This is a genomic window from Adlercreutzia equolifaciens DSM 19450 (assembly GCF_000478885.1).
GTDB lineage: Bacteria > Actinomycetota > Coriobacteriia > Coriobacteriales > Eggerthellaceae > Adlercreutzia > Adlercreutzia equolifaciens.
In genome coordinates this window covers 2,223,648-2,236,882 of sequence record NC_022567.1, presented here as the reverse complement: position 1 = coordinate 2,236,882, position 13,235 = coordinate 2,223,648, and the positions used below count along the sequence as shown (strand labels likewise).

Sequence of the window (13,235 nt, the reverse complement as noted above, 5' to 3'; positions counted from 1 at the left end):
CATGCCTTCTGTTGATGGCGAAATCAAAGCTCAAGGTCGTGTCATCGATTGGCTAGTTGATAATCTTCGCTATATCTATATGGGCAATCTTAAAGAGCAAGACAACACGCCCATCAAGCCCAGGTATCTACGGAAAAACCTTGAAAAGCGCGGTTACACCAAAGAGCAGATAGGCAACGCCATATCCAAGCTGACCCGCGCAGCGAGCAATCAGGTCGATTCGCTCTATCAAGTGAACAAGGATGTTTATCACCTGCTGCGTTATGGCGTTGACGTGAAGGGCGAAAACAATACGCGTCCCACGCTTTGGTATATCGACTGGGACAATCCTGATAACAACGACTTCTATGTCGCGGAAGAGGTCACCGTTCTCAGGTCTGACGGTGAATCCCGCAAGCGTCCAGACTTGGTGATATACATAAACGGCATAGCTCTCGGAATGTTCGAGCTGAAACGTTCCAGCATTAGTGCTGGCGAGGGCATCCGCCAGCTTCTCCAGAATCAGAAGGACGAGAACATCAAATCCTTCTTCGCAACAGAACAGCTGCTCTTCGCTGGCAACGAATCCGAAGGCTTGTATTACGGCACCATCAAGACGCCGCAGAAGTTCTATGTCCAATGGAAGGAGGACAAGAACGCCAAAGACGATCTCTCAGCTGCAATCGCAGCCATGCAAGCCGAGCAAACGAACAGGCTCCATGACGGCGTTATCTCCCTCTGCCAGAAAGATCGCTTCCTGTCCCTCGTCCACGATTTCATAATCTTCGATGCTGGCAAGAAGAAGGTTGCACGCCACAACCAGTACTTCGCGAACATCGCCGCGCGCAAGCGCATCCTCGATGGCGAAGGCGGCATCATCTGGAACACCCAAGGCTCTGGCAAGTCCCTCATCATGGCATGGCTCGCCCAATGGATCGTGGAGGCACCCCTTATCCCAAATGGGCGCGTGGTCGTCATCACGGATCGCGACGAACTCGATGACCAGATAGAGAGCCTCTTCTACGACGTCGATATGAGCATCCGCAGGGCGAAAAGCGGAAAAGACCTGCGCAACGTGCTGAATACCGATCAAGACGCCATCGTCTGCTCGCTCATGCACAAGTATGGCCACAACGCTGGCAAAGACTTAGACATAGAGAAGTATCGCAAAGAGCTCATCGCAGGCCTAGAGTCGGACTATTCGCCAAAGGGCAACATCGTCGCATTCATCGACGAATGCCATCGTACGAATTCAGGCAAGCTCCATGCTGCCGTGCGAACACTCATGCCCGAGGCTACGCTCATCGGCTTCACGGGCACTCCACTGCTCAAGACCGACAAGCAAACCACATTAGAGACCTTCGGCACCTACATCCACACCTACAAGTTCGATGAAGGAGTCGAAGACGGCGTAATCCTCGACCTCCGCTATGAAGCACGTGACGTTGACCAGGACCTCACCAGCAAGGAGAAGGTCGATCTGTGGTTCGAGGAGAAGACAAGAGGCCTTACAGAGAATGCCAAGCAACAACTGAAGCAAAGCTGGGCAACCCTCAATCGCGTCTACAGCTCAAGGGATCGCCTTGAAAAGATTGCCTCTGACATCATCTTTGACATGAACATGCGCCCTCGCCTCAAAGACGACCGAGGAACTGCAATGCTTGTCGCGAACAGCATCTTCGAAGCATGCAAATATTGGGAAATCTTCAATTCCATGGGCTTTACCAAGTGCGCTGTCGTGACTTCGTATGAGCCAACCGCCCAAAGCGTCCGCACTGCCACCATCGACCTCACCACCGAAAGCGAAGAGGAATACAAGAAGTCCATCTACGAGCGCATGATCGGCGACATGAAAGTCACAGAATTCGAAGACGTTGCCAAAAAGCGTTTCAAAGAAGAGCCTGCCGACATGAAGCTTCTGATCGTCGTGGACAAGCTCTTGACGGGCTTCGATGCCCCGTCTGCCACCTATCTCTATATTGACAAATCGATGCGCGACCATGACCTCTTCCAAGCCATCTGTCGCGTGAACCGCCCTGATGGAGAAGACAAGGACTATGGCTACATCGTTGACTACAAAGACCTGTTCAGAAATGTGCAGGTGGCCATCAACGACTACACATCCGATGCGTTCTCAGGATACGACAAAGAGGACATCGAAGGGCTGGTCAAGAATCGCTATGACGAAGCAAAGGCCGAAATGGAGGCAGCACTTGCTTCCCTCGATTCGCTCTTCCAACAAGTTCCCAATAAGAATGACGACTCGTCTTGCATCCAGTTCTTCTGCGGCGACGACTACGTTGAGAGCGAAGAGCGCGAAAGACGCGCCAAGCGCGATACGCTCTATGCGCTCGTTGCCTCGCTATCCCGCTCCTTTGCCGCCTGCTGTGACAGGCTCGTTTCCGATTATGGATACACAGAAACCGATGTAGAAGACGTTCGCACCAAGGTTAGCAACTATAGCAAGATCAAAGACATGATCCGCCTTGCCAGTTGTGACTACATAGACCTGAAGCCCTATGAAGCCGATATGCGCTACATTCTTGATACCTACATCCGCGCCAAAGAGTCCACAACCATCAGCAAGCTCGGCGACATGTCCATCGTGGAGCTATTGCTGAATAGCCCCACAACAAGCCCTAGTGAAATTTTCGATGGTCTCACAGGTAGTCACAATGCGAAGGCAGAGATCATCGAGAACAACCTTCAATTCGAGATAGTACGTCGCATCGATTCCAATCCGGTCTACTACGGCAAGCTATCCGAAAAGCTTCAGCAGATCATCCTGCAGAGAAGGATTGAGGCCATGGCCTACGAGGAATATCTACGTCAGGTCGAAGAACTGGCTCGCTCAATCGTCAATCCCTATGATGAAGACGAATACCCAGAAGGGATCAACGGCAACCAGCCCGCTATGGTCTTCTATGACTATTTCGAAGGAGTAGGCAAAGCCGCTTTGGCTCTGAGTGTTGATAAAGCAGTTCGCGATGCCATAAGACCCAGTTGGAAAAGCAATCAGCAAGTCCAGCAACTCATCAAACAAGCCATATACAAGGCTCTTCTAGCCGATGGATGGTCTGATGATGCCGCCGTTGCCGATGTCGAACACTTATTCGAATTCGTTGTCCAGAAGCAGCCAGACTATGACATCTAAAGAAACACTTTTCATCGGTGGTATCTCAGTAGGCATCTTCAGGAAGGCCAACTTGAAGAACCTCTATATCCATGTTGACCCGCCTGAAGGCACCGTGTCCGTCAAGGCGCCGCTTGACGTTACCACATCAGAAATAGAACTGTTCCTCTTGAAGAAGCTGCCTGAAGTCTCAAAGGCCAAAGAGCGCATGGCGTCTCAGCCAAGGCAGACCAAGCGTAGCTATATTACGGGCGAAGCCCATTATCTTTGGGGCAAACCCTACAAGCTCCAGATTGTCTATGGTGCATCAAAGCCTCGCGTAAACAAAGAAGGCGCAAAGCTCGTCATGTACGTGCCTGATGGTGCCTCAGAGACCGAGCGCAAGCGTCTCATGACCGAATGGTACAGAGCCGAGCTGAAAAGCGTCCTTAACATCGTCGCAAAGCGTTGCGAACAGCGTACGGGCATAGCAGCTAACGAATTCCGCATCAAGAACATGAAGACCAAATGGGGCACCTGCAACATCGAAGAGCGCCGCATATGGGTCAACCTCCAGCTTGTCAAGAAGCCGCCTGAGTGTTTGGATTACGTATTGGTTCACGAGCTGGTTCATCTGCTCGAAAGCAACCATACCAACCGCTTCCAATCCCTCGTCGAAGAGTTCTATCCTACCTGGCAAGAAGCTAAGGCTCTGCTCAACTCGATGCCCTTGGATCACATAGACGGCAACATAGGTGCAACAGATGCCGATTAAAAGTCACGACTGGTCTGAAATACTCGACGTTGACAAGCGCACTGGTGCCTTGATTATAGGCAGCAGGCGGCTTGACGACTATGCCACTAAGTATCTGACCAAGCGATGCCCCGAAGTCCTCAAATCTCCCATGGCGCTTCCCGTGGAAAAGATCATAGAGGACGAAAGCCTGAACGTCGTTGAGGCAAAACTCTCGCGCAATGGGGACGTGTTCGGCTGCTGCGTTCTGTTCGATAGTGAAATCCCAATCATCGACCCTGCTACTGGTAACGCAACATCGAAGTTCTATAAAGCTGGCACCATCCTCATTGACCCGGATTCTGAATGCCGCCGTAGCGTTGGAGCCATGCGCAATACCCTCATCCATGAAGCTTTGCATTGGGAGAAGGACCGCAAGTACTTTCAGATAAAGGCCATGCGCGAGAACGCAACACGTACCGATGCTAACGCCTTCCTGTGCAGAAGCTCGGGAAGTCGTCGCAAGCCCAACGCCCAACAATCAGCAAAGAACAACTTTGACTGGCTCGAATGGCAGGCGCACCGCCTTGCTCCGCGTGTTCTTATGCCTGCGCATACGTTCAAGCTGAAAGCCGAAGAACTGCTGCACGAAGAGCCTGAATCAAACGGTATCACATGCGACGATCTCGTACAGGCTCTAAGCGACTTCTTCATCGTATCGCGCGAATCTGTAAAGTACCGCTTGCTTGAGGTCGGCTTGGAACACGAGCTATCGAAGCTTCCTGATTACGAAAGCGTTTTTAGCGACATAAACCATAAGGATGATTTCGTCGCGCTTACTCCCACCGAAGCATACGAGCTTATCGACCAAAGCTCCGTACTTGCTTCATGGCTCAAAGAGAACCATTACCTCTTTGTCGAAGGCTATTTCGTCCTCGCAAGCCACGATTGGGTCATGCAGGACGGAGTAGACCTTAAGCTCACTAATAAAGCCAAGAAGAACCTAGCTCGATGCGCACTGAATATCAGGGCGTATAACGTTCGCAGTTACGCAAACTTCAAGAAAGATTTGGACGGAGCAGGTTTCCTCCTTCGTTCCATCACGGAAGCCGACCAACGTTTGCTGGCGTTCCTGCCAGCCGACCAGCGTGATTTGCCTCATGAGCCTGACGAGGTTTACAAAGCATTTGCAGATCAGCTCTTCGATATTGAAGATGATGATACTTTTCAAGATATGCTCACAACCCAATCCGTATCGCTTTGTGAATGCCTCTCGTATCTAATGGAACGCAAAGGCATAGGCTCTGCAAAAATATTCATGGAAGCGACTATGCTTAATGAAAACTACTTCGGAAGAATCAGGAAAGACGATTACAACACTATCGGTAAAGACCACTTAATGGCAGTTTGCGTAGGATTGAAACTTGGCACAAGAACGGTAATCAAGCTATTCGCAAAATCCGATCACAACCTGAAAGAGAACGAGGAACCCTACAAAACATGTTTGAAGATAATCGATAAGATGCCCGGTCTCTCAATAGCGGATTTTAACGGTGCTTTGGTTGCACGTGGTCTTCCTGAACTTGGAAGCAAAATCAGAGGCTAGACTTTCACCGAATAATTTCTTCTTTCATTCATCATGCTTGGCGCCATATGAATATTGATTGTGGTCCGAAGGTTGATGCGTCAGATATTTTGCAGGCCGACGTCCGCATCGCATCAGGATTGCGTTTGATTTCGTTGTGAATCAACAAATTAGAAGTTGGGTCTCGAATTAAGGCTTGGAAATCCCCACTTATCTGCAAAGCGCTGGATGCGCAGATCGCGCTCAGCTGCGTTCATTGAGCATAGCAGCTTTTCCGTAGTGTTGCAGGTGACCGGGCCTTGACGGTGTTTTACTTTGTCGAGAAGCATTTCATACAGCATTTGAACGGGCAGAGTTGCTACAAAGGGCTTGCCCTCTCTGGCTTTCGTAAGCGCTATCGCTCCGTCAGTGATTGCTCTCTGCCAAAGTTGTTCGGGATCGATGGGCGGCGACGTTCTTTCGACTAAATAGGTTATGTCTTCTTCGCCAACAGTGAATTCTGCTTTACCTCGGCGATACTGGCGTGCTTTCGGCGCTGTCTTGTCTAAGCCTAGATAAGGAATGGCGCAAATGCCCTGCATGCTGGCACTATGTGAAAAGTTGCCATTAGCGCAGTTGATAATGACGGCATTGTGGATTTCGTTGTCTGTGGCGCCGTAGAAAGCAAGGATTATCCAGTCAAGAGTTGATGCGGCCTTAGCTAAAAGATCGTAAGCGTCTTCAAAGAGAGGCAGCTCTCCAAGCTGGATCTTGTGGGCAACATGGGCGTCATTCAGAAAGAGATTCCGAAGGTCAGAATGAATCTCGATAAGAAATCCCATTTCGATTGCTCTTGCCGAGTTGAAGCTTTGCAGATTGGCCCGATAGGACTCAATCTTCGATATGTGACCCCTGGCTCCGAATAGTCGCGCCTCAAGAGATCGCTTTATATCGTCAACGCTGGCATTATTCGAGAGGTGAATTTGCTGGCTGATCATTTCGCCGATTTGTCCAAGCATTCCGTCAGTGAAATGGTTGGGTGCGCCATTCGATAGCATTTGCCTTCGTTTGTCTTCGCAGCTATTCACGAAAGTTGCAGCGGCAGACTGGACGCTTTTGTCTTGGCGAACGAAATGGTCCACCCGAAAATGCTCGATTCCTATGACCTTGCCGGTTTTTGACGAGATAGCAAAATCCAGCCTTTCGAAGGGGTGGATTTCGCCGGCTAATTTGTCTGCATTCCTGCGGGCCTCACCCCCGTTCGACCGGGCTCTTTGCAGCGCTTCTTTGAGGATTGCAAGTTCATTCTGCTTCTTTTCGTCCATTAAGAACCCCATTGTTGTTGTGACGGACTCCATGTCGTATAAGGCGAGAAAAACTTCAAGATCAAAGCGTGAATAGAAAGCTGTCGGGCTTGTGCCATGTCTGGCGGACGCTCGGCTTCCTTCGCTCTATAATAAGTAAACGGTCGGTTTGCCGAGTCTGGAGGACGACAAATGGGTATTTCTGAAGACCAATCGGGCGTAGACGATACGAGCATGTTCCAGATTCGTGAGCAGCTGGGAAATATGGAAATCCATCTTGCTACGACGGATATCAAAGTCGATGCTGGCGACTCTTTCAAGCTTCCGCTCGATCAGGCGGCGGCTTTGGGCGTTGGGCTCGCTTCCCTTCCAACTATGTTCCGTTCCGTCACGACAACGATCAACGCGCCAACTTTGCTGCAGGCCACGGACAAGCTTGGCAATCCTCTCGACCCGTCTGTGCTGCAGAGATTCAACGATGGTTCGGGAATGCTCGGCTCTTTTAGAGATGCAGCTACTGGCTTTGGACAGGCTCGATTCCATCAAGTAGATCCCGGTACGATCCAGTCTGTGGCCACGATGCCCTATGATCCGACGATGCTCTTCATGGCGGCTGCGCTTGCGCAGATCAACCAAAAGCTTGATGCTATCCAGGATACCGTCAACGAGATGTTCGAGTACATGCGTCAAAAAGATAAGGCCGAGCTGCGAGGCAACGTTAAGACGCTTGAAGACGTGCTTGAGGCATATCGCTATAACTGGAACAACGTTATCTGGCGCAAGAATGCCCATATGAAAGTCGTTGACATCAAGCAGGAATCCGAGAAGGCCATCATTCATTTACGTGCGCAGATAAGAACCAAGATGGGCGAGAGAGGGCCGGTGGAGTTGCGCTTTGCCGTGGGCGGCCGGCTCGATAAAGTGCTTGACCGGCTGAAAGAGTACCAATTGGCGACTTATACGTATTCGTTCGCAGCCTTCCTGGAGCCCATGCTGAGTGAGAATTTCGATGAGGCAAACCTGAATGCGATAGCGGAGAAGATCAGCGATCACGGGAATGAATACCGCAAGCTATACACCGAATGCTATAACGCCATCGAGGAAAGCTCGAAGGGGGCGGCTGACTCGGTAGCGCTCAGGGGTGCGTCAGCGGCATTTGCTGGGCTTGGCGCTTTCGTCAAGCAGACGCCGCTGGGCGAACGGACTTCCGTCGATGAGGCTCTTGAAAAGGTGGGTAGGGGGGTCGGCAGTTTCAACGAGGGTCAAACGCGTAGTCTCATGGAGAAACCGTGGCACGCGAAAACCCCCAACGTTCTTCCGTTCAAGCAAAGCTTGGAGGCGGTGAACGACTTGCACAACCATCCGTACCAGTTGGCTGCGGACGGGGAGAACGTTTACCTGCTCCCTCTTTCGTAAGCGTGTGTCGTTGCTGATTCGTGACGTGTTTCAGCAAACGCAAAAGTATCAATCTCAAATCGGACTAGTGGGACTGTTGAATGCGGCTGCTGGCACCTGGTATGGTGGAGGCCATCGAATGGTCGGCGTGTGGAAGAGGTGGTCGCGTGGAATTCACATCGGCTAGTGCCAACAAGTACCTGCGGAGGTTGCAGGATGAGAAGGATCGGCTCCTGCGGACCGAACAGGAGGTGAGCACCTACGTGCTCGCGGAGGGCGAGGCGGCCGAACCTCCCGCCTACGACTACGGGGCCGTGCGCGAGAAGGTCGCGCAGATCGACGGGCAGGCGCGGGCCATTCGCCACGCCCTGCACCGGTTCAACATGCAGACGGTGCTGCCCGAGCGGGGCATCACCATCGACGAGGCCCTCATCCTGCTCGCGCAGCTGTCGGGGCGCAAGGAGCGCCTGAACGGGCTCGCCTCGCGGCAACCCAAGGAGCGGCTGGGAGACCGGTACTTCGGCGGCGGCAGCGGGCCCATCGAGTACCGGTACGCGAACTACGACGTCGCCCGGGCGGAGGCGGACTACCGCGCCGTGGCGGACGAGATCGCCGCGCTGCAGCTTGAGCTGGATCTGGTCAACCAGACGGAGGTCTTCTCGGTCGAGCTGTAAGGGCTCGCTTGCTTTCCGGATCTGTGGCTTTCCCCGCAAAGGATACTTTGGAACGTTGCGGTTTCGCGTTGGGGTTGTTGGGTAGTTCGTTGTTGGCAGTGCCGTGCGGTTTGAGCGTTGGCATCTTGCCGGGAGTTCTGACTTCCACCCATTTCCGCCGCAGATCGAAAGCTTCGGGCACCTCCCCGCGAGGCCGTCCACGATGCCGAAGCACGGTTATAGGCATCACTTTGTTAAGTGTCTAGTTGGCATATTCGCTTTCGCAGGGTGAAATCGGGAGAAACCTGGGCTCTGGTATTCGGGATATTCGGAGCATCGTAAAAAGTAAAGCGCCGGAGGCAGGTGATGGCTCACCGTTCGGGCGCTTTGCGTTTTGAATGTTACACCAAACTCACTTGATGTCAATGACCTGCGCCTTACGATTCACGAACAACAGACGCTTGAGATTCTTGATGCGTCCGGCCGCGCACGCTTGAAGTTCGCGCTCGATAGCATGGTCGGGTATTCCCTTCATCCTGCGGGAATCGAGAATAACGCAATTGGATTGGTCGAGCGCTTTGCGAAGGTTCTTCTCAATGGCCTTTAGGTTCGATGCTTTTGGCGCTTTCATCTCCCAGACGATGCCGTCGATTATCGCATCGGCTGATGTTGTGCGCTGCTCCTCGCTTCGCCGAATGAATTCTACGGTGCGGCCGGCTGCCGCAAGCGCTTCTGCCGTTTTCATCTCGTGTGGCCATACGTTGGCTCCCGACTGAATGATTATCTGTCCTCGTTTTGAATTCATGGGGCAATTGTAGCCGTACAACATTAGCTTGCAAACCCTCGATCCTTCTGTAGACGTTGCGGTTTCGCGTTGGGGTTGTCGGGTAGTCCGTTGTCGGGAGTGCCGTGCGGTTTGAGCGCTGGCGTCTTGCCGGGAGTCCCGGCTTCCACCCATTCCGCTGCAGATCGAAAGCTTCGGGCGCCTTCCCGTGAGGCCGCCCGCGATGCCGAAGCACGGTCATAGGCATCATTTCTGCGAAGGCTTAGCAGAAACGGGAATACTGTCGCCAGACCATGCTAATGAGTTGATGCCTGCGCTTCTTGTCCGGCAGATTCAGATCCTGTCATCGGGGGCGATATTGTCGTTCAACGTGCGTAGCTTGCTCAGCGAGATCTGATACTGGCCGTTCTTTGGAGGTCTCTTGTTTTTGACTAGCTCCCAGACAATATTGCCGGGGCCATTGAACACTTCTTTGAACGAGCCGTTTTCGTCGATTTTCAGGACGAGCAGGTATGCGGGCTCTGAGCTGAGCCCGATAGAGCTTCTTTGGGTTACCTTAATTTGAACGTCCCGCTTGCGCTCATCCGTAGTGGTGCCGTCGTGGCGCTCGGACGATGATTTCGCTAGTTCGATGCCATAGCGCTCAGCCGCGTAAACTTCACCGATGCTTCCGAGGAGGTGCCCGTCGAGCGTGAAGCGACGATCATGCTTGTTGTAATCGCGTTCGAGCTGGTTGACGATGGCGTACAGCTCGCGGATAGTTTCGCTCAGCTTCTCGTCTTCGGGCATTTGTTCTCCTGCAAGTTTCGTGGTTATCGTTTGCGCTCCGTCTAATGGCCAATCGTCCGACCAGCGAAGTCGATGCTTGCAATGCTGTCTATACTGAACAGGCCAAGTATAGAGGAAGGATAGCAATGGATGACGGTATTCGGCCGATCGATGAAAACGGCGGCAGCGAATTGGTTTTCGAACGCGTGGAGCTAGGGGAAGAGCGGGATTTGGAGGAGCGACCGCTTAAGAGCAAAGTGATCAATGCGGGCGTTTTGGTGGTGGCCGCTTTGATCTCCCTTCTGCTGCTGGCCAACATCGCCTCATCGCCATCGACGTATTCGGGCATGTACGAGACGCTGGATGAAAAGAAGCTCAACGTTATGGGGCTTGCGGCTACTACCACGGCAGCTTCGGCTGCCATTTCTGTGCTCCCCGATGATACTGGCTCCGCAATTGCTAACAAGCTTGCCGATTTCGCTTCTTATTTCGTGGTTATCCTTTCGGTGATCTACCTCGAGAAGTTCCTTTTGACGACCTTTGGGTTCCTGGCGTTCGGGATACTGATACCGATGGCATGCGTGCTTTTTGCCATAGCCGTTTTCTTGAGACGAGGCACTTTGGCAAAAGTGAACCTTCAGCGACTGGGCACGAAGCTCACGGCGTTCGGTTTGGCGCTGGCGCTGGTGGTGCCAGCGAGTGTTTGGCTCACGGACAACATCGACAAGACCTTCGATGAATCCATCGCCGCTTCTAATGCGGCAGCGCAACAAGCGACTCAGGAACTCGAAGAAAGCGTCCAAGAGGACACGCAAGAGGATAAGGGCCTCCTGGAGGGAATCGCTGACGCGATGCAAGATGGGTTCACCGCGATAACGCAGGGCGTTCAAGACGCGTTGGACAATCTGGGGCAACAGCTGAACAACATGATAGACACGGTGGCCGTGATGGTTGTGACCTCCTGCCTTATACCGCTTATTGTGCTGATGGTTTTCTTGCAGGTTGTCAAGATAATTACCGGCCTCGATTTTGGTGGTGTGTCGGCCGTCATGGGCGCTGCCCGCACTAGGGGACGTCGCATCTCTTCCTCGGTGAGGAAGCAGGTACAGCAGAGGTAGCTTTGCTGTTGGCGTGACGCTTCATTGCTTCTACCCACTTCCGTCGCAGATTGAAAGCTTCGGGCGCCTCCCCGTGAGGCCGCCGCGATGCTGAAGCACGGTCATAGGCATCATTTCCTGCAAGCAGCTCGCAGAGGCCAGTGAGATCCTAGCCAAATTCAACCGCGTCGAGTTGTAGGGGCGGCCGAATCGCCCCTTGTTCTAGCGCAAGCGGTATCTTGTTCCGCGCGCCGAGCCTTCGGACGCGATAATGCCCATGCCTAGCAATTCGGTAATGAGCCCCTTGGCCTTGGTCGGCCCGCAGTTTAATGCGGATTCCACATCTCTACGGGTAAAACTTCCCTTTTCTTGGGCGACTTCTACGATTTTTGCGAGGTCGTGGGAAAGGGCAAGTTGTGGAGCGGGCACGGATGGCTGGGCAGAGCTGGAAGAAGCCGGCGTGTGGTTTGTCTCGGAGGGAGAGCTATCGCTGGGTGCGTCGGTGTCAAGGTGGAATGCAGACAGCTTTCCCGTGTAGACTTTTACCATTACGCGGTCTGGGTTGAAAAGCTCCTCGATTTCGGGTGGGGGAGCGCTTGCCGCTTTCGCAGCGTTGCTCATAACGTCGAATCCGCTTCCCATTCGCTCACAAGCGCTGATAAGCCCGAACATTCGCATCAGAGTCGGATTGCGCGCATCTGAAATTCCGCCCGCTCTCACCACATCGAGCGCCACGCGTGAATTGCCGGGATTGCCTATTTCGATTCGGTCAGAATATCTCAGAGCGACAATGCCTCTTCTTCCATAGTAGTCCGAATGAACGAGTGCGTTCGCGAGCGCCTCCCTTATTGCGGCGTGCATCTCGGTGTCTTCGATGCGCTGGAGATTGCTGTCGAGGGCAAAAGGCTTCTTAAGGCCGCCCGTCAGTCGCGGCAGTGCTTCCGTCCAAAAATCGAAAAGGTTTCCCGTCCACGTTCCGTCTTGCGATGCGATGCGGTCTGCCCATCGGCGTTCATGGTCTGCTTCGCGATAGTCTAGGAAGTAGTTTGCGTATTCCTTTACGATTTCGTGCTCGAAACCGAACATGAGAAGGCCGGCACGTGTTGGATGAAATTCTCCCTCGCCGTTTGTTCGTCCAATGGCATTCAACTTCACGAGGAATTCCTCGTTGTCAAGCTTGAGCCACGGATGATTCGGTCGGACAGCTGATACCACGGCTCGATATCGGCTTACCGTGTCCCACGAAAGGGCATCTAACGGGAACTCTTCAAGCACGGCGTCATCGAGTGGTTCATTGCTCGCATCGCGAATCATGGCAACGATTTCTTCGGATGAGCAGCGATAATCTCCCTCGCCATCTCGGCGATAAGTCCCCTTTTCCCGATTGCTGCCGATGTAGATGGGTTTCAAATGACGATTAGCGCGAGGAACTTGGATGCGGATAATGTCGCAGTCGTTAATCGTCTCAATGGTGATCGAATCATCCGTGAGAATGTTGGCGCTGACTTTCGAGGGATTATGCACCCCGTCCCAAAATTTCTTAACGAGCTGTTCGGGGTTTGGGACTCCGACGTATTCGACCTCTCCCTTGGGACTTTCTTCCGCCCCGAGGATGATGAGCCCGCCGTTGGTATTCGCGAAAGCGGAGTAGGTTTCCCAGACGCTCTCGGGCACACCGCCTTTGGCGCGTTTTGCTTCCAGTTGGCCATTCTCGCGCAATGTTTTCACGGCGGTGTCTCTCATGTTGCCCCATCTCATCGTTAGAGTTCCGATGGCATTATCGGTCGTTATCGGTCGTTATCGGTCGTTATCGGTCGTTATCGGTCGTTATCGGTCGTTATCGGTC

The 13,235-nt window shown here is 52.9% G+C and carries 10 protein-coding genes; 6 read left to right on the top strand and 4 right to left on the bottom strand.

Going from position 1 to position 13,235, the window contains the following annotated elements; translation table 11 throughout:
- Window position 1 precedes the first annotated feature (1 nt).
- From AEQU_RS08945 to AEQU_RS08935, 3 genes are read left to right on the top strand one after another with little or no spacing between them, the layout of a single operon-like run.
- Window positions 2-3,133: a type I restriction endonuclease subunit R gene (locus AEQU_RS08945; RefSeq protein WP_022740607.1), complete on the top strand. Its 3,132-nt coding sequence runs from the start codon at window positions 2-4 to the stop codon at window positions 3,131-3,133.
- Complete coding sequence (locus tag AEQU_RS08940) at window positions 3,123-3,866, top strand: M48 family metallopeptidase (RefSeq protein WP_022740606.1); 744 nt, start codon at window positions 3,123-3,125, stop codon at window positions 3,864-3,866. The genes AEQU_RS08945 and AEQU_RS08940 overlap by 11 nt, the downstream gene beginning before the upstream one ends.
- Complete coding sequence (locus AEQU_RS08935; RefSeq protein ID WP_041714667.1) at window positions 3,856-5,430, top strand: ImmA/IrrE family metallo-endopeptidase; 1,575 nt, start codon at window positions 3,856-3,858, stop codon at window positions 5,428-5,430. Before AEQU_RS08940 ends, AEQU_RS08935 begins: the two co-directional genes overlap by 11 nt.
- Before the next feature lie 149 nt (window positions 5,431-5,579).
- Here AEQU_RS08935 and AEQU_RS08930 read toward each other — a convergent pair whose 3' ends face one another.
- Entirely contained in the window at window positions 5,580-6,713 is a 1,134-nt protein-coding gene (locus AEQU_RS08930; RefSeq protein WP_022740604.1) for a hypothetical protein, read from the bottom strand.
- A gap of 171 nt (window positions 6,714-6,884) precedes the next feature.
- Here AEQU_RS08930 and AEQU_RS08925 point away from each other — a divergent pair, with 171 nt between their 5' ends.
- Together AEQU_RS08925 and AEQU_RS08920 are read left to right on the top strand one after the other, a co-directional pair.
- On the top strand, window positions 6,885-8,108 hold the full coding sequence (locus tag AEQU_RS08925; RefSeq protein WP_022740603.1) for a hypothetical protein: 1,224 nt from the start codon (window positions 6,885-6,887) through the stop codon (window positions 8,106-8,108).
- 146 nt (window positions 8,109-8,254) lie between these two features.
- Window positions 8,255-8,761: a hypothetical protein gene (locus AEQU_RS08920; RefSeq protein ID WP_022740602.1), complete on the top strand. Its 507-nt coding sequence runs from the start codon at window positions 8,255-8,257 to the stop codon at window positions 8,759-8,761.
- Between the two features lie 391 nt (window positions 8,762-9,152).
- Here AEQU_RS08920 and AEQU_RS08915 read toward each other — a convergent pair whose 3' ends face one another.
- On the bottom strand, window positions 9,153-9,485 hold the full coding sequence (locus AEQU_RS08915) for a CdiA C-terminal domain-containing protein (protein WP_144079483.1): 333 nt from the start codon (window positions 9,483-9,485) through the stop codon (window positions 9,153-9,155).
- 372 nt (window positions 9,486-9,857) lie between these two features.
- The gene (locus tag AEQU_RS08910; protein ID WP_022740600.1) at window positions 9,858-10,313 is read right to left on the bottom strand and encodes a DUF6998 domain-containing protein; all 456 of its coding nucleotides are present in this window, start codon (window positions 10,311-10,313) and stop codon (window positions 9,858-9,860) included.
- Between the two features lie 125 nt (window positions 10,314-10,438).
- On the opposite strand from AEQU_RS08910, the gene AEQU_RS08905 reads away from it, so the two are divergent.
- Entirely contained in the window at window positions 10,439-11,410 is a 972-nt protein-coding gene (locus AEQU_RS08905) for a hypothetical protein (protein ID WP_022740599.1), read from the top strand.
- A 201-nt stretch (window positions 11,411-11,611) separates the two neighbouring features.
- Here AEQU_RS08905 and AEQU_RS13055 read toward each other — a convergent pair whose 3' ends face one another.
- Window positions 11,612-13,132 carry an ATP-binding protein gene (locus AEQU_RS13055; RefSeq protein ID WP_022740598.1) on the bottom strand — a complete coding sequence of 507 codons (1,521 nt, stop codon included), beginning with the start codon at window positions 13,130-13,132 and terminating at the stop codon, window positions 11,612-11,614.
- Window positions 13,133-13,235 lie beyond the last annotated feature (103 nt).